At 45.7% G+C, this 16,465-nt stretch carries 21 protein-coding genes; 8 read left to right on the top strand and 13 right to left on the bottom strand.

The genetic code is table 11. The features are described 5' to 3' along the window. Positions 1 to 178: 178 nt before the first annotated feature. The 5 genes from ABF87_RS06370 to ABF87_RS15255 all read right to left on the bottom strand — a co-directional run bounded on the left by ABF87_RS06370 (position 179) and on the right by ABF87_RS15255 (position 2,872). Positions 179 to 397, bottom strand: a complete 219-nt coding sequence (locus ABF87_RS06370) for a hypothetical protein (RefSeq protein ID WP_160828304.1) — start codon at positions 395 to 397, stop codon at positions 179 to 181. 15 nt (positions 398 to 412) lie between these two features. Then, entirely contained in the window at positions 413 to 595 is a 183-nt protein-coding gene (locus ABF87_RS06365) for a hypothetical protein (RefSeq protein ID WP_160828303.1), read from the bottom strand. 217 nt (positions 596 to 812) lie between these two features. After that, entirely contained in the window at positions 813 to 1,958 is a 1,146-nt protein-coding gene (locus tag ABF87_RS06360; protein WP_160828302.1) for a DUF1207 domain-containing protein, read from the bottom strand. Positions 1,959 to 1,969: 11 nt separating this feature from the next. Beyond that, entirely contained in the window at positions 1,970 to 2,446 is a 477-nt protein-coding gene (locus ABF87_RS14965; protein WP_160828301.1) for a BON domain-containing protein, read from the bottom strand. Positions 2,447 to 2,746: 300 nt separating this feature from the next. After that, entirely contained in the window at positions 2,747 to 2,872 is a 126-nt protein-coding gene (locus ABF87_RS15255) for a hypothetical protein (RefSeq protein ID WP_275689433.1), read from the bottom strand. 366 nt (positions 2,873 to 3,238) lie between these two features. Between ABF87_RS15255 and ABF87_RS06350 the strand changes: the two genes are divergently transcribed. Together ABF87_RS06350 and smbP are read left to right on the top strand one after the other, a co-directional pair. Then, positions 3,239 to 3,553: a BON domain-containing protein gene (locus tag ABF87_RS06350; RefSeq protein WP_160828300.1), complete on the top strand. Its 315-nt coding sequence runs from the start codon at positions 3,239 to 3,241 to the stop codon at positions 3,551 to 3,553. Between the two features lie 273 nt (positions 3,554 to 3,826). Beyond that, positions 3,827 to 4,165 carry a small metal-binding protein SmbP gene (smbP, locus tag ABF87_RS06345; protein WP_160828299.1) on the top strand — a complete coding sequence of 113 codons (339 nt, stop codon included), beginning with the start codon at positions 3,827 to 3,829 and terminating at the stop codon, positions 4,163 to 4,165. 102 nt (positions 4,166 to 4,267) lie between these two features. Here the strand turns inward: smbP and ABF87_RS06340 are convergent, their stop codons facing one another. The 5 genes from ABF87_RS06340 to ABF87_RS06320 all read right to left on the bottom strand — a co-directional run bounded on the left by ABF87_RS06340 (position 4,268) and on the right by ABF87_RS06320 (position 7,031). After that, positions 4,268 to 5,347, bottom strand: a complete 1,080-nt coding sequence (locus ABF87_RS06340) for an AI-2E family transporter (protein WP_240143560.1) — start codon at positions 5,345 to 5,347, stop codon at positions 4,268 to 4,270. Between the two features lie 85 nt (positions 5,348 to 5,432). Next, complete coding sequence (locus ABF87_RS06335) at positions 5,433 to 5,705, bottom strand: hypothetical protein (RefSeq protein WP_160828298.1); 273 nt, start codon at positions 5,703 to 5,705, stop codon at positions 5,433 to 5,435. Continuing rightward, on the bottom strand, positions 5,702 to 5,995 hold the full coding sequence (locus ABF87_RS06330) for a transcriptional regulator (protein ID WP_160828297.1): 294 nt from the start codon (positions 5,993 to 5,995) through the stop codon (positions 5,702 to 5,704). The genes ABF87_RS06335 and ABF87_RS06330 overlap by 4 nt, the downstream gene beginning before the upstream one ends. A 214-nt stretch (positions 5,996 to 6,209) precedes the next feature. Then, positions 6,210 to 6,575, bottom strand: coding sequence for a DUF488 domain-containing protein (locus ABF87_RS06325; RefSeq protein WP_160828296.1), 366 nt, complete (start codon positions 6,573 to 6,575; stop codon positions 6,210 to 6,212). Between the two features lie 243 nt (positions 6,576 to 6,818). Beyond that, entirely contained in the window at positions 6,819 to 7,031 is a 213-nt protein-coding gene (locus ABF87_RS06320) for a hypothetical protein (protein WP_160828295.1), read from the bottom strand. A 330-nt stretch (positions 7,032 to 7,361) separates the two neighbouring features. Here ABF87_RS06320 and ABF87_RS06315 point away from each other — a divergent pair, with 330 nt between their 5' ends. Beyond that, positions 7,362 to 8,357: a LysR family transcriptional regulator gene (locus ABF87_RS06315; protein WP_160828294.1), complete on the top strand. Its 996-nt coding sequence runs from the start codon at positions 7,362 to 7,364 to the stop codon at positions 8,355 to 8,357. Positions 8,358 to 8,531: 174 nt separating this feature from the next. Here the strand turns inward: ABF87_RS06315 and ABF87_RS06310 are convergent, their stop codons facing one another. Together ABF87_RS06310 and ABF87_RS06305 are read right to left on the bottom strand one after the other, a co-directional pair. After that, positions 8,532 to 9,221, bottom strand: a complete 690-nt coding sequence (locus ABF87_RS06310; RefSeq protein WP_160828293.1) for an MEDS domain-containing protein — start codon at positions 9,219 to 9,221, stop codon at positions 8,532 to 8,534. Positions 9,222 to 9,791: 570 nt separating this feature from the next. Beyond that, positions 9,792 to 10,562: an amidohydrolase family protein gene (locus tag ABF87_RS06305; protein ID WP_160828292.1), complete on the bottom strand. Its 771-nt coding sequence runs from the start codon at positions 10,560 to 10,562 to the stop codon at positions 9,792 to 9,794. Positions 10,563 to 11,464: 902 nt separating this feature from the next. On the opposite strand from ABF87_RS06305, the gene ABF87_RS06300 reads away from it, so the two are divergent. From ABF87_RS06300 to ABF87_RS06280, 5 genes are all read left to right on the top strand, one after another. Then, the gene (locus ABF87_RS06300; protein ID WP_164503174.1) at positions 11,465 to 11,908 is read left to right on the top strand and encodes a hypothetical protein; all 444 of its coding nucleotides are present in this window, start codon (positions 11,465 to 11,467) and stop codon (positions 11,906 to 11,908) included. After that, positions 11,905 to 13,203: a relaxase/mobilization nuclease domain-containing protein gene (locus ABF87_RS06295; RefSeq protein ID WP_160828291.1), complete on the top strand. Its 1,299-nt coding sequence runs from the start codon at positions 11,905 to 11,907 to the stop codon at positions 13,201 to 13,203. The genes ABF87_RS06300 and ABF87_RS06295 overlap by 4 nt, the downstream gene beginning before the upstream one ends. A 197-nt stretch (positions 13,204 to 13,400) precedes the next feature. Further along, positions 13,401 to 13,817 carry a DUF3617 family protein gene (locus tag ABF87_RS06290; protein ID WP_160828290.1) on the top strand — a complete coding sequence of 139 codons (417 nt, stop codon included), beginning with the start codon at positions 13,401 to 13,403 and terminating at the stop codon, positions 13,815 to 13,817. A gap of 139 nt (positions 13,818 to 13,956) precedes the next feature. After that, complete coding sequence (locus tag ABF87_RS06285; protein WP_160828289.1) at positions 13,957 to 14,796, top strand: aminoglycoside phosphotransferase family protein; 840 nt, start codon at positions 13,957 to 13,959, stop codon at positions 14,794 to 14,796. Continuing rightward, on the top strand, positions 14,780 to 15,343 hold the full coding sequence (locus tag ABF87_RS06280) for a GNAT family N-acetyltransferase (RefSeq protein WP_160828288.1): 564 nt from the start codon (positions 14,780 to 14,782) through the stop codon (positions 15,341 to 15,343). The genes ABF87_RS06285 and ABF87_RS06280 overlap by 17 nt, the downstream gene beginning before the upstream one ends. A gap of 82 nt (positions 15,344 to 15,425) precedes the next feature. Here ABF87_RS06280 and ABF87_RS06275 read toward each other — a convergent pair whose 3' ends face one another. Next, the gene (locus tag ABF87_RS06275; protein ID WP_160828287.1) at positions 15,426 to 15,941 is read right to left on the bottom strand and encodes an antirestriction protein ArdA; all 516 of its coding nucleotides are present in this window, start codon (positions 15,939 to 15,941) and stop codon (positions 15,426 to 15,428) included. Between the last annotated feature and the right edge of the window lie 524 nt (positions 15,942 to 16,465).

Genomic DNA, 16,465 nt, shown 5'->3' with positions numbered 1-16,465 from the left:
AACGATGAATATAGCACTGAGAATAGCATCAGACAGACCACTGCTTCTCAATAACGAAGTTAGCTTAGCAGAACTGGGAACTTAAAACGACTTGCAGTGGGAATGCAGGAAGGAGAGGAAGAAACAGCGGACAGAGGCAATCGGCCTGAGAAGACTGCCTCATGTCGTTTAAATAGGGTTAATTGGTAGCATCCTTGATGGCTTCTTTAATATTTTTGCCAGCCCCCTTAACGCCATCACTGGCATCTTCTGCGGCATCGCGCAATTTTTCATTCGGACGGCGATCGAGCGCATCATTGGCATTATCGATGATTTTCTCTGTCGCGGTCTGATTCTGACTGCACGCCGGCAACATCAAACATGCCATGATGAGCAGCGAAAATAAGTATTTTTTCATGTGAGACTCCTGCAGTTATTTCGGTACCACGATGACTTTTTTATCGTTCATCTTATCTTCCGGAACGACGATGACTTTTTCGCTAGCGCCGGGAGGACCGGGAGGGCCTTGCGGTCCGGGCGTATCAGAACCAAAGGAGATGCAGCCAGTCATTGCAGAAACAGCCAATGCCACGAGCAGAAACTTTAACATATTCATTCGGAACTCCTTTTTGAGATATTAAAGGATGGAAACAGAATATCGCGTTGCGATGACAGGCTCTGTCTGCTAACGCACATAGCTCAACAGTGCGTGACTTTGAATTCAGCAATGGGCGATTCATGTGGAAATGCATCATAAACGGCTTGCAATATCCGGGGACTCCTATACCTGATTTCGCGTTGATTCTCTGCACATGAGCATTTTCAGGGTCATCCTAGAAATGATAATGGGCTCCCACGCCAAAATACTCGACATTGTTCCTTAGGAATTGCCCACTGGGCGAATTACCATTGAAATACTCCAACAAAATTTGCAATTTCCGGCCGAGCACTTGTAAATTATCGAACTCCACACCGGCCCGCGCCGAAACATCCGTGTTCCAGTTATTTTCTTGAAAATTCTTCAGATCGACGGCGATGATGGGACGCAGCGGCGCAGCATTCAAACGCCAAGGACTGCGAAACTCAACGCCATATTGCGTCATCCAGACTTTCAGTGACGATGGTTCTTTATGAAACAAACCACCCCCTCCTGCATATAAACGCAGGCCATATGGGAATTCGTACGACAATCGCAGATCGGCACCTTCATAACTCAGATTGATGCGCTCAAACGCGGAATTCACCCTCCGCAGTAAAAATTCATCCCCGAGATGCGAACTCTGGTGAAAAATACGCGCAAATGCAGAAAACTGCTTGGCACGCACGCTGGAATACACCGATGCGATAAAATCGGTATTGACCAGATCCGTTGAGGAAGCGCCTAAGTTAAAATCGCTGAATACTGCCGCCTGGAGTCCTGTTTCCCATTGCACTAACGACTGCCCCACATTTCCCCGATAAAAAGGGATCGTTTCGCCAAAACTGACAGAACCGATATTTCTGCCTTCAAAGTTGTCATTGAAAAAATGCCGGTATGAAGCTGAGAAATGCGCCCAGCGCGGATCAGCCAGCAACGGTTTGAATAAATGCCCGCTGGGTAAAAGGCCGGTCGGCATCAAAGTCGGTTGTGTCGTCGTAATGGCAACCGTTTTCTGGGCGGATTGCTGGATAGGTTGCGAAGGAGCTGTGGCAACGGGAACATCTGCAGAGACTTTATCAGCCAGCTCGACCTGATTGACGCCGGGGATTTCCGCTAATAAGCGCACCACTCTGGCTTGATCGGCAGCATCGATACTATCTCGCGGTAAAATGATAATTCCATTTTCGACGCTGAGCGCCGGCACATCGAGTTGCAAGCGGTACTTAAGCATACTGGTTGCATAACCGGCGATATACGCATCACTGGGTGGTGCCGCCTGGGCCAACGACATATAAAAAAAGGTGACGCCGGCAACAGTACTAGAACGTACAAAATTCATCGGAGGATAAGTTACTGAGGTGAATTTACCATTCGGATGGTCAGGTTATTCAGCACCGACTTGACCCCTTTCTGAACTCGCGCCACTTCGACCGCTTTATCACTGATCTGTTGAGAATCCACCGTGCCGTTCAATTGCACGACACCATTCTCAGTCGTCACGCTAATTTCCGAGACTTTCAGCAAGGGCTCATTTACGATCGCCGTTTTTACGTTCAATGTTACGACTGAATCATCCAGATATTGGCCGCTACTTTCAGTTTTTTCCGAAATAGTTTGTTTGGTTTCCTCGATTTTCTTGCCGGTTTTCTCGGCCATCTGCTCCAACTTCTGTTCTGCATTTTCCATCGAGCGATCCAGTTTTTGCCCTGCTTTTTCAGCTGAACCCTCTTTCTGACAACCCGAGAACGCACCTATCAAAAGTAAGCTGACTATGATCGCAATGAGCCGAGAACAAGCAGAAAGTGGGGACATAGATATTGTTTTCATCGTTATTCCTAGAAGTATTGTTTAAATGAGCGGTTCGTATGAAAGCGATTCCGCTGCGGGGAGATAACACAATTTATTTAGGGACCTAGGGTATCAACGGCGAGAATAAAGCTCTGTGCGATATCGCACAAAACGCCCGATCACTTTTGCTGATCAGTATCATTTGTATGTACGCTAACGAACAGAAGGCAATTGATTTAATGGACAGAATGCATGAACCAATGGTTGTGTTTTAGCACGACCAAAACGACAACTTACTTCCAAAGCATCCCATGTCAAGGAGAATTCTTTATGAATTTATCAACCCACGACAAACACGATATCCAGGCTTGTATAAGCGCGTGTAACCATTGTCATCAAGTATGCCTGCAAACCGCCATGAATCATTGTCTTGAGACCGGCGGAAAGCATGTGGAAGCCAATCATTTCAGGCTGCTGATGAACTGTGCAGATATCTGTCAGACATCGGCCAATTTTTTATTGAGTGGTACCCATCAGCATACGTTGTGCGAGGTCTGCGCCGAGGTTTGCGAAGCATGCGCAACGAATTGCGAGAAAATCGGCGATATGAACGAATGTGTTAAGGTGTGCCGAGATTGCGCTGCATCCTGTAGGCAGATGACGAATATAGGGCATTAAGAGTGCGTTAGAACATCTCTTGAATGAATATATACGGATTCATTGAGGAAGAACCTCGTTTAGTGGCTGCCGTCATTGAAATCAACCGGATTTTGTTTTTGTCAGTATGTGCGCAGCAGTATTAAAAATAATAACCAACAGGAGACTGAAATCATGAGATACATTATGAAATTATTCTTGGCTTCTTTCTTGGCTTTGTCTTTGCTAAGCTTGACGAGCTGCGGATCGACATCAAAAAAAGAAGGAACCGGAGAATACTTGGATGATACGGTGATCACTACCAAAGTAAAGGCAGCCATATTGAATGAACCCATGCTCAAATCTGCAGAAATCAATGTTGAAACCTTTAAAGGCGTGGTACAGTTGAGCGGTTTCGTCAGTTCTGCGGCCAGTATCGATAAAGCCGTGGAGGTTACACGAGGCGTAGCTGGGGTGAAATCCGTCAAAAATAGCATGCACTTGAAATAACGCACTTGTTGCTCGAGAAGCTATTCAACAGTGAAAACTCAACAGCTGGATGGTTTCTCCCCGCCATTGTGGAGTCGGTTCGTCAACGAACAGATCGATTCTTACAAAGCAAGTATCTTCTATAGTTACCCAGTTTTGATCGGGTTGATCTTATTTAAGTGGGGAGAAACAGGCAGAGGGATTTACAGATCACTCATCCTTCCATCGATTCCCCTTTGGAACTCATTCCTATCTTATATTCCTATACTGCATATCATTATAATGGAGCAATCTATGATAACTAAAAATTCGATATTATCTACCTTCCTCATCGGTCTATTCTTTTGCTGTACGGTTGCAGTCGCCGATGAAACTCATTTGAACGAAGCTATCAAACATACTGAGCAGGCATTACAATCCACTGAAGTAAAATTGATTGCTCAACATATGGAAGAAGCGAAAACGCATTCCGAGGCCGCGCAATCCGAGCAAGCTGCAGATTCCCACCTGAACGAAGGCATTAAAAAATTGGATGAAGCCGTCAAAGAAAGCAAATTGGGCGCAGCAGAGTTGGCCAAAAAAGCTGCCCAGGAAGCTTTGACGCATCTGAAGCAGGCCTCGATAGCAAAATGATGGCAGAACTATTACCCATGTTTCCAATGATCAGAAAGGTTGCATTGTCGTAACCTTTCTGCTTTTTATTTGCAGCGTCTGATCATGCACGCCCGATTTCCACTAATCATTATAATCGCCGGATACACTCCGGTCTGTGCCTTGCCGCAAATCAGAAAAGATTGCCCAAATGACGATGAATAAGGCCGCGATCGCCGGCCCTATCACCAGGCCGTTTAACCCGAACAATTCAAGACCGCCCAACGTAGAAATCAGCACGACATAATCAGGCAATTTAGTGTCTTTGCCGACCAAGGCCGGCCGCAGCAAGTTATCCACCAATCCCATAACCAGCGCGCCAAAAGCAATCAATAGGATACCTTGCCATACCACACCCGTTGCCAGTAAGTAAATCGCCACCGGCAACCACACCAGTCCAGCACCGATTGCAGGCAACAACGACAGGAAAGCCATCAGCACTCCCCATAGCAGGGGTGCATGAATGTCGAGAAACCAGAACATGAGTCCACCGAGCGTGCCCTGAAGGGCAGCCACGAGAATCCCACCTTTGACGGTGGCGCGAACGACTGTGGTGAACTTCGTGAAAATGGCGCGTTGCTGTTCGGCATGCAACGGAATGGCCTGACGGATATTCCTGAACAGCAGGTCACCATCGCGCAGCAGGAAAAACGACAAATACATCATGATGAAAAAATCAATGATGAAATGAAACGTAAATTGACCTACGCTGAGAACCTGTGCCACAAAAAACTGGCTTCCCTGGCGCAAACCCGCCACTATTTTTTGTTGCACTGCCCCGAGATTGGTCAATCCGGATTGCGCCATCATGTTTTGAACCCATATCGGTAAGGCATCCCACACCTGATGAAAATAAATCCCGAAGTCCAGTTTTCCGGCATGCAGCATGTCATACAAACCTGCTGCTTCCTGCATCAATGAAGTGGCAATCATCGCTAGCGGTAGAATCACCATCACGAAGACGATAATAATGGTAATTAGCGCGGCACCACTGGGGTTCTGCACGAGCGTATCTTTCAAGCGCCGGTACAACGGCGCAAACACGATCGCCAGCACGGTACCCCACAAAATAGCGCCGGAGAATGGCCATAACAGCCAAGCGAATAATACAGACGTAATGGCGAGCAATAGCACAAAGGTTCGCTCTTCAAGTTTTTGCATCATTATTCTTGTTTACGAATGGGTTAAGAGGATACAAGCGTAATACCCGACCTCGTCAGTGACAATCTCACCCCCAAAAGCATAACCGTTAAAGAAAAAATGATGTGTTCGATAATGCACATTCGCTGCTTCTAAATACATCAGCTTGAATAGCACAACCGGAAGGCTGTGGTGTTTCCTCGCGATAATCAATCAAATCATAAGCATGCCCTTTAATCTCTGCGGGTACAATTTCCCGCTCCTTGGGGGGAGAAAGCTGGTTGGAAACCAGCAGGTTGAGGGTGCAGTTAATACCCCGCTGCTTGCGGCGGGGTACTTTATTTCTGAACGGCTTTCTCTGCAAACTTCGTGCAGTGTTCAAATATAACAGTCTGAAATCAAGCACATGCCATCAAAGCCGCGCATGGCTGGATGAAGCTCATTGAGGACCCTGCGGGCCAGATCCTCTTGGCATGCGAGGATGACAACGACATTTTCCTCCGCCAGGAAGACGTCATCCGGATGACGTACATCGTCCACTTCAAGGTCGCCGATGTTTTTGATAATGGTATATCCACGTACGCCGGATTTTTCCAATAATTCTATTAAGTGATTGAGATGCGGCGTTCCAACCACGATCTCGAATTTCTTCATTAATCTCGAGTTACTCATTAATTTTTCTCCCAACATCACGCCATTGATTCGATAGTAGACAATCGTTTGAGTTTTTGCTGGTGAAGTAGCGATTCCTTTTTCTTACAGTAAGCTCCGAAAACGTAATGAGCCACAACCATTCAAGGTGAAACCGGCACCAACGCGCGAAGTTTATGAATGATCAATGAGTGTTCAACGCAGCATACTCAACTTAATCAAGCTGGGTAGTTCCTCAGGACCTCTTGGTCATACGCATCGATTCAAGGTATTCCTTCAGCACGATGGCATGGTTGATAGTCTCACTCTTGGCTGCATAGATCAGCGTCACCTGCTCATGCTCGGCCAGAATATCGATGACGGTAGTCACCGCGGAGTTTTGCGTCAGCTCTTCGGTATAACGCGAGCGAAATTCAGAGAACCTGATCGGATCGTGGCCGAACCACTTGCGTAATTCAGTTGAAGGCGCGACATCCTTCAGCCACAGATCAATTGCAGCACGCTCCTTCGTTACCCCGCGGGGCCACAGCCTATCCACCAGTATGCGGTATTCGTTTTTTGCCGCCTTCTCGTAAACTCGCTTGATCGTTAAATGATGCATAGTCCAGATTGAGTGATAAAACAGTTTGCCAGCTATAAACTGATACGTTGAGTCTGATGCCATCGCAGCTTAACCGAATCAAAGAATACAGCAGTTCTCAGAGCCCACCCTGATTGAATCCGGCTGTTTCATTGATGACTTACATGCACTCCACATTGATTGTCTGTCTGGTTCAGCGCCCTCGCGATGTTTTTGCAGTCTATAGACTGATTGACCAATTCAACACGAGGGCAGTTCAAACACCTAGCCCGAACTGTTATTTCGTTCTACCTGCGAAAGTTCGAGATTATTCATCTCAACTTTCGCAACCACCTGATGTATACCTGCAAGATACCCCGACGCAGTGTCATTGGACAGCGCGATCATGGCCGCCAATGAAAAGGTGATGGTATAAAGAAGCGTGATTGCATACACGACAAACAATTGCGGCGATTTCAATAAATCCTTAATTTCCATGATGTTCTCCTTGTTGAATAATCTGATCATCGATACCCTCAAAAGACTATGCCTATGCTGGTATCAATAACCTCATCGACAATACGCTCTCTCAGGTTGACAATAAAATCCAGAGTGATCGATCGACAACCCACTCTCCCTTATGGATCAAAAGCGCACTCACAAGGTCAAATGTTAATATTATCCATTTAAATACAATGGTCATATTTAGTAAATTAAAATATATAATATTAAACGTTTCACCTTGAATGAGATCATATCGAGACAATATACTTAAGAGAAGTCCCAAAATCCGAAACATTTTGTTTCTTTACTGGATACAATTAAATCATGCAAGATCTGAACCTTTTCATCATTTTCGCTCGGGTAGTAGAGGCGGGCAGCTTCTCCGAAGCAGCCCGCCGCATGGATATCTCACGCGCAGCAGTCAGTAAGGCCGTTGCTAAACTCGAGAAAGATCTGAGCACGCGCTTACTTCTCAGAAGCACGCGTCATATCAGCTTGACAGAAACCGGCATCGCAATTTCCGGGCATGCGACGCGAATTCTGGAAGAAGCCGAACATGCGGAGCGGGCAGTCAACAGCCTGCATGCGGAACCGAGAGGAACCCTGAAAGTAAGTGTTCCGAGCTCGTTCGGGACGCGCCATATTGCTCCAGCGCTCCCTTGTTTTCTGTCACGTTATCCGAAAATCAAAATTGATTTGACCATTACCGATCATCCCGGCGATCTCATCGAAGAAGGGTACGATGTTCAAATCCGCGTCACCAGTGAACCCGACCTTAATGTCGTGGCGCGCAAACTCGCACCCGTGCGCCGCATACTGTGCGCCACACCGCAGTACTTTCAACAATGGGGCACGCCTCGAACACCCGAAGATCTCACGAAACATAATTGCCTGGATTGCGCAGTATCAGCAGAGCAGGGCTATTGGCGTTTTTCCGGACCGGAAGGCAAGATCAAAGTGCCGATATCAGGTACTCTCCGCATTAATGATAATGATGCGCTGGCGCAAGCGGTACTGTATGGATCAGGGATTGCGCTGCTTCCGACGTATACGATCGGGATGGAATTGCAAAAAGGCCGGCTCCAAGCGATTCTTCCGGAATATCTATCTGTCGAGCGCCATATCTATGCCTGTTATCTGCCAAGCCGGCATTTACCGATCAAGATAAGCTCTTTCATCAATTTTTTATCGGAATATGTGGGAGATATCCCATACTGGGATCGTTCCCTGAAACAAACCCAAACAAATTTCGAGCGAAACTCGGAATTTGGCGCACACGAAGAAGTGATTAGTACACGGAACGCAACAAACAAGACATAGCAATAAGTTATGCGATGAGATGAGCACTGTATAACGAAGCGATTCGCTCACGCAATCTATCAATCAACGTTTCCTTGAAACTACTGCGTTCGTTGGGTTGAGCTGCGTGCCTGGCTGCTTGCCCCGTTTTCTGAACTTGCTGAAGTTGCTGATGGGCTATGAAAATGGCCAATTTCAAATCGGTATTTGAGGAATTCTTTTAGCTGCCGCCACTTTTCCAATGACACGATCCCATGCCGCTCTAAAGAGATCCACCGCTTCCACTTTTGCACTGGTTACCGTCATTTCTTCGTGCTCAAGGGGTAACAGGTGGGTATGAACTTTACATACATGTTCAAGCGACTCATCATAATGATTCGCATCGAAACTTTTGGATAGATACGTACAGAACAGCGAAAATTGATATTCTCTGGATAAATCGTCCCACAACATTTCAAGTTGCAACGCTCGATCGTATTGCCTTCTCTGCCACAAAATATCCACCATTTCCCCAAACGCGCGAATTTTGCGATGTTCGGCGTGAGCGATCTGAATGGGCCTTACGATCAATTCCTGAATCACCCGATCTTCAAGCGTTTCATTGATTAGTATCCTCGATAATAAAAACTCGGCATCCAAGAATCTGAGTTGACCCTGATTCTTGGAAAATTGAACATTTACCCCCATCGCGTTCAGGCGGGAAATGATGGCATTCCGCAGTGGTGCTCGTGCAATAATGATCACCAGCTCATTGTCGAGCAATCCGCCTTTTATAAAGTAGGCGACCGCTTCGGCTTGCATTGCTTCATCCTGGCAAATCTTCAAAAGATGGCTTCCGGCCAGAGGATTCAGCAGCGTTTCTTGCCATGTCCGAGGTTCATTCATAGTATTCTCGCTTAAATTGTTAAGAGCGCCGCTCATCCGATAAAATCACATCATCTATGAAAATGATAACGTACTCAGATGAATCGGAGAAGAAACATTTAAGCCATACCCGAACTTTGAAAAGAAGTGCAGGCCATTGAAAGGATTCATGCAATCCATTCTGGAAAAATAATGTAAGCACGCCTTACTCAAATTCTTATGGCAGAAGCATTACACATAATCATAGATGACTGAGAATTGCTCATGCAGAAGATCTGATCAAGTGTTGTAATTTTGCCTCGCTCTTCTCATGCTAGCGAACAACATCGAACATCATGGATCCCGGAAAAATTCTGAGCCGCGAATAAGCAGCGTTCAGTCAATCGAAATCAAGTATGAAAGCGCAAAGTAGCTATCAAAAATTTGCACAGGTATTGAAGTAAACTTTTTTTCAGCAACCTATTCTTCGACCAGATCGCATATGAACATTCCAGAAGATTTTTTCACAGCTTGCGCGTAGCAAAGGGGTTTATAGTGCAGAAACGATGTGTCATACAAAAGCGACTGGCTGCCTTCTTGGAAGAGGTCTCGTTAACTGATTTTCTCAGGACGATAGAAATTCACAGCGTTCGTAAAAAGAACTTTATCCGCGTTCTCTGCGCCTAGCGTTTCAATAATCAATAAAAGATCATTGTCTTCGTAGGGTCTAAGAGCGCGAGTGGAGGGAAGATCGGTGCCGAACATCAAGGCATCTGGATTGGCAGAAAACAAATCTTTCAGTGCGCTTTCAACCTTGAAATCAACTCTGCCAAAACCTGTTGCCTTCACATGCGCACCATTCTCTACGAGTTTGAGCAACGTGGCGAAACCTGTCTTTGAAAGACCTAGATGATCGATACAAATAGCGGGCAAAGCAATCAATACAGGATAAAGCTCGTCTAATTCCCGGGAATCAACGTATAGCTCCGTATGCCATCCGGCAAGCTCATGGATTCGCCTAGCAAGACTATCGAGATATTTAATTTCCTCTGAGCCGCCACGTTTCAGATTGAACCGGACAGCTCGAACGCCAGCACAATTTAATTCAAGAATTTCTTCATCTGAAACCGAGGCGGAAATTTGGGTAATGCCCACGAACGAAGGGCCAAGCTGTTTAAGCGCATCAATCAGATAGGTTTGATCGAGTGCCTGAAAAGAACCCGATACTACGGCCCCACCCGCAAGATAGTAGGCTTCCATCCGGTTAAGGTAATCTTCACACGTAAAGCTTGGTGGAAGATAATTATTGTTAGAGATTAATGGGAAACGATCATCAATAATATGCAGATGTGCGTCAAAAAGCCTGAAGTTTTTCAGCGACATTAATTCTCGTTCAGTATTAATATGAATTATTTCAAATATTTATAGATCAAGGTGCGCAAGCCGGTTTCAAATTCTCACGGCGGAAATCATCATTTTTAGCCAAGGCTTGTTCACGCATCGCATCGTTAGGGAATGTCAGATTGTTCAGCGCGTCCTCATAGCATTATCGCATCATTGCCGCATGATGGCGGGTATCTGTTGATCTCGCTGGGGCTTCTGGGTAAGAAGTGCCGAATAAATCTGGACTGGCTGCTCGGCAAGATGATCGCTATACCTGATCCTGGCACATCATTAAAAATACTGCTTTTAAATCTGTGGCGCGAATTTCGAGGGAAATATTATTTTATTTCGATTTGATTTTTTGGTGCGTGGTATGCGCATCAGGTAGAAAATCAGCGCATGACTTTTGAGGATTGTAAAATATGAGAAGATCTGTTTGGGCTATCCTATTATTAGCAATCAATAAATTAGTTAATGTTTATTAATATCTAGACCCAGATGGAAGGTTCTTCATCCATTTAGATAAGTACCTGAAATATTCCAAAGTGATGAGTGACTCTCATCGAAATCGTAGGTTTTCAATTTTTTACCGATAGCAACGATGAGACTGAGAACAATGAATGTTCCGATCAGTTTGATGAGGAATGTTCTTATGTCTTTATTCATATTTCCCTCAAAAATTTGTTGCGGTGTGGCATAAAAATGCTGACCAAAAAGCTGACCAAGCTATGCAAAAACATGACCAAATATGCCTAAATATAGTCAGTACTCATTAATTAATTGATTATATTGATAACATTGGCGGAGACGGAGTGTGAATCTTCGAACCGCATTTTGGAAATTTTAGAGGAATGGAACGACTATCTCAAGCATAATGTTCCGTACTATCAGGAGCCGTCACCATGAGCGGCTTCGACAGTGCACCATCAGTAGCTCAGGCATTTTCGGCGGCTGCTACACGACCACCTAAGAAGTCGAAACGACGCTATACCCCGCCGTTTTCCCTGCGTTTAACTACTCAGGAGCGTAAGCGGCTCGATGAAATGGCGGGCAATCAGCCGCTGGGGTCATATATTCGCAATCGCTTGTTCAATGAGCAGGCTGAAAAACGCCGCATGGTCAAAAAGCCTGCGCCTGATAGTGCAATGCTGGCTTTGTTACTGAGTGAATTAGGTCAATCACGACTGGCTTCCAATATTAACCAATTGGCCAAAGCTGCCAATATGGGAACATTGGATATAACGCCTGAAATCGAGCGTGAGATCGAACAAGCCTGTAGTGAAATCCAAGCCATGCGGGCATTGCTCATTACAGCGCTTGGCGTAAAATCGGTGGACGGCGAATGATCCTCGTCGGCAACCAGCGCGGCGGGTACAAGGATTTGGCTTCACACCTGCTCAAACAAGAAAACGAGCATGTCGAAGTTCATGAGGTGCGCGGCTTCGCCTCAAATAATCTTATGGCTGCGCTAAATGAAGCCCATGCCATCAGCCGAGCTACGCGCTGCAAGCAGTTTCTATTCTCCTTGAGCCTCAATCCGCCGAAGAATGAAAACGTTTCAACCGAAACGTTTGAGCAGACAATCGGTAAAGTAGAAGAAAAACTAGGATTAAACAATCAGCCCCGCGCCATCGTGTTTCATGAAAAAAATGGGCGTAGACATTGCCATGCCGTGTGGTCGCGGATCAAGGTGGATGAAATGAAAGCAGTACAGCTTTCTTTCCCCAAGAAAAAATTAATGGAATTATCGCGTGAATTGTATCTGGAACACGGCTGGACGATGCCCGAAGGACTTCGGCAAGCTCATGCCCGTGACCCCCTGAATTTTACGTTAGCGCAATGGCAACAAGCCAAAAGGATCGGCAAAGACCCGAAGCGGATTAAAGCGGTATTTCAAGAATGCTGGTTGCTCAATAAAACGCAGAAGGCTTTTGCAAATGCATTGAAAGAGCATGGCTATATGCTCGCCCGAGGTGATCGACGTAGTTTTGTCGCGTTAGACCACCGAGGCGAAGTATTTGCCGTATCCAAATGGGTCGGCATCAAAACCAAAGAAGTATGCGAGCGGCTGACCAATGAAAAAAGCTTGCCGTCAGTCAATGAAGCCAGAATTCAAATTGCCAGAGAAATGGCGACACGGCTGGAAGCAATCTCCCAAGAGCAAGAAAATGTACTTGATGCCCGCAGGATTGAGCTAGAAGAAAAGCGACAAATATTGATACACCAGCATCGATTTGAACGAAAAAAACTGCAAAATGCCCAGCAATCATACTGGCAGCACAAGCAGCAGGAATGGCGGAGCAATTTCAACACAGGGTTTCGCGGCCTGTTTGACCGACTTACAGGCAAGCGCTATAAAATCGAAGAACGCAATGAGCAGGACGCATGGAATGTCGAAATGCACCAGCAGAAAGAGCGCGACGCGCTCATTTTTCAGCAGCTAGAAACCCGCCGTGCCCTGCAATCGCGCATCGAGCGACTGGAATCCTTGAGAACTTATCGACTGGATGAATTAGAGCACGACAGATCGCAGTATCAGGCCATGCGCGAGCAGCGCCTCGAACAACCTGAGATACAACGACAAGAACAAAATCGGGATCGTCCGCAGCCGCGTCAGCGCGGCCATGAGTGGACGCGCTAATTAACTGGATCATATAGTTAAATGAATAGTAATGTAGGGGTTATTAACTGAGAAACTCAGAAAGTGCCGGGTATGCATGTTTTAGCAATCGAAGAAACACTGATGGAATATAATTTGATAAATAATTACGGGCAAAGATTGAGTAAGTTGCTCAATAATTATCGAGTGTCCAACGTATTCAAACTTTAAGGATCAAATTGAAGAATTGTTTAAAAGAAATAATATTGTGCATTACATTGATGTTTGCGCTATCTGCTAATGCGCAAGAATTTCCGCAAGGAAAATGGGAAGTGATGACTCAAACAATAATGCCTCACTTAACAACACCAATACCTGCGCATAAAGACATCATCTGTGTGAATGACAAAAATAAAGAGAGACCACCTATTGCTGTTCATGAATCATGTGAGTTTTCCAGCTATAAAATAGTAGGCAATGATGCTTCATGGCAAATGAAATGCAAAGGTGAGCTGAATATGAATGGCGCAGGAAGGATCATTTTTAGTACCGATGAATATAAGGGTTCTGCAATTGTTAAAATGAAAATGCCTCAATCAGAACCGATGGAAATAGATCACACATACATTGGTAAGAGAATCGGAGATTGTAAATGAATGCGTCATCTTTCTTACCGACAATGATAAGAGCATAGAAAAAATGAAAATCTATGTGATTACTTGTTAGTCATCGAGCAGAGATTTCATTAATTTTGTGACTATATTAAAAACCGCACAAAGCTCTGCTGGAATTATTATGTTTGAACCTTATTTAAGCCGCTGGAATTTGATTTCCGATGGTGAACCTATTGTCACGCGCGGCAGTTATTTATTGCCTGTGCGTATGGATGGGCACATAAATGGAAATCCTGCTATGCTGAAAATTGCCATGGATGCCGAAGAAAAATTTGGTGGTTTAGTCATGCAATGGTGGAATGGCGATGGCGCAGCGCGAGTATATGCTTACGAAGGCGATGCACTATTGATGGAACGGGCACAAGGAAAAAATTCTCTCATGAAAATGGTGTGCCAAGGTCAGGATGATGAGGCGAGCCGCATCGCTTGCAATGTCGTTGCCAAGTTACACAAACCCCGATCTACACCGCCGCCCGAACTTACTCCATTAAATATTTGGTTTGAAGCATTAGAATCGGCTGCACAGCGCGAAGGTGGCGTGCTTCTTGAAAGTTTAGCTGCCGCCCACGAGTTGTTGGCATCACCGCGCGACATCGTCGTGCTGCATGGTGACATACATCATACAAACGTATTAGATTTTGGTCCGCGCGGTTGGCTTGCCATTGATCCCAAGCGCATAATTGGCGAACGGGGTTATGACTACGCGAATCTTCTGTGCAATCCAGAATTGCCAACGGTCACTGACCCCATCAGATTTATTCGCCAATCTCACGTGATTGCGCAAGCTGCTAATTTGGAACGACGGCGCTTATTGCAGTGGACATTGGCGTATGCTGGCTTATCGGCTTCATGGTTTTTGGAAGATGATGATCGCCAAAGCGCAAATTCGGATTTTTTCATTGCTGAACTAGCTTTGCATGCCCTGTCAACGGAAACAAATAATCATGACGATCTCCATTGACGAACTGCGCATTGAACCTATCACATACGATAACGCGACCGATGCCAAGGCAATCGATGGAACATTTATTATCAATGCTCGCTTGTTACTTTCGACTTCATCCGCTGGCTTCCATTACGAGATAATCTCCATACCCGCCTATGAAGAGCGTTATAGTCACGCCGAGGCCGATCCACGAATACCGGAGAGTTATTTGAAGCATTCCGATCACGCTGGATTCTTGGCCTATTGGCAAGACCGTCCTGTAGGTTTTCTATTACTTTCGGAAAGCTGGAACAGAATGGCCATGATCGACGATATCCAGGTGAATGCTTCTCATCGTCGTCAAGGCATTGCAATAACCCTTTTGCAAAAAGCTGAAACTTGGGCGCATCAGAGGAACCTTTCCGGTCTGCGATTGGAAACTCAGGATACGAATGTCGCAGCATGCCAATTATATAAACATTGCGGTTTTGTTCTCGGCGGTATGGATCAATATCTATATGCCGCAATTCCCGAAAGCTCCAAGGAAATTGCACTGTTCTGGTATCGTTTATTCAATGTTTAAAATAAACCGCATAATTAAATCATACTTTAAAGCCTCATCGCGTCCTGAATTGGACGCGATGGCGACTTGCTGATGTTGGATTTCAGTGATTCCAATAAATATGAACGGTTTCATATCCAGTTTCGATGGTAAAAATATCGCCGCTCAAATTCATATCCCGGCCCATGCGCTCATAGTCAACGTAATAGGCAATGCTTTCCGGAATTTGTGTGGTTTCTTCGGTCAATTCCTGCGCATAATCAGCCAGTGATTTATAACAGCCGCAATAATTTTCCTCGGCGGCGGTTCTGGCTTCTTCCAAGTCGCCGCCAAAATGATTCAGCAATTCACCGCCGAAATCTGGATATTCGGCAATGAAGCATGCAATGCCATGCGCGGCTTCAATACCTGCATATTCGCTTAAGGTATAACCGCCAAATCCTTCATAATCATGAATGGCATATTCTTCCGAAAAGCCTTCCGGACTTTTAGCGAGCATTTCATTAATCTGCGCTTTGATTGCGTCCAGATCATCACAGGGATTGATCCAGATACCGTGCAAATATCCGGCGTTATAGGCGGCAAGATCGGCAACATAAATTCTAATTTCTACACTCATTTTTTCCTCGCTCTATTAAGGGTTAAAAAAACAACCCCCGCTGGGGTTGAAAACCCCAGAGAAAAGCGAGTGAAATGAGTGCAACACAGGTTCTGATGGAAGCAAGTCAGGGGGAACCGCCCGGTCTGCACAAACGCCGCTTGCGGCGTGCGGAAGATTGGGGGATGACTTGGTGGAGACAGGTTCTGTGTTAAATTGATTTATTCCCAGCGGGGGAATTAAAAAAAGGAAGTGAACCGATTACGGTTCACAATATGCGGGGCGTTACGGGGTGTCCCCGTAGATGGGGATGTCGGAAAACGCAGCTACGCTGCGGTTGCAGCAGGGGGAAGGATTTTCCCCTTTAAAACATAGCAAATATCTATATGAATGCCGGATTCCTTCGGATTACTCCCCCATTAAACCTTAGGCTATGCGATTCTAGGTACTTCAATATTGATCGTGCCGACGCACCCACTCCATCGGGTATTTGAATTTATCCTCATCACGCCCCTTGGGAGCGAGGTCGAGAAATTGGTAGGCAG

This window comes from Nitrosomonas sp. JL21 (assembly GCF_009833095.1).
In the GTDB taxonomy this organism is placed as follows: domain Bacteria; phylum Pseudomonadota; class Gammaproteobacteria; order Burkholderiales; family Nitrosomonadaceae; genus Nitrosomonas.
Note: the sequence above shows the minus strand (reverse complement) of the source record. Positions and strands in the feature narration are given on the sequence as shown.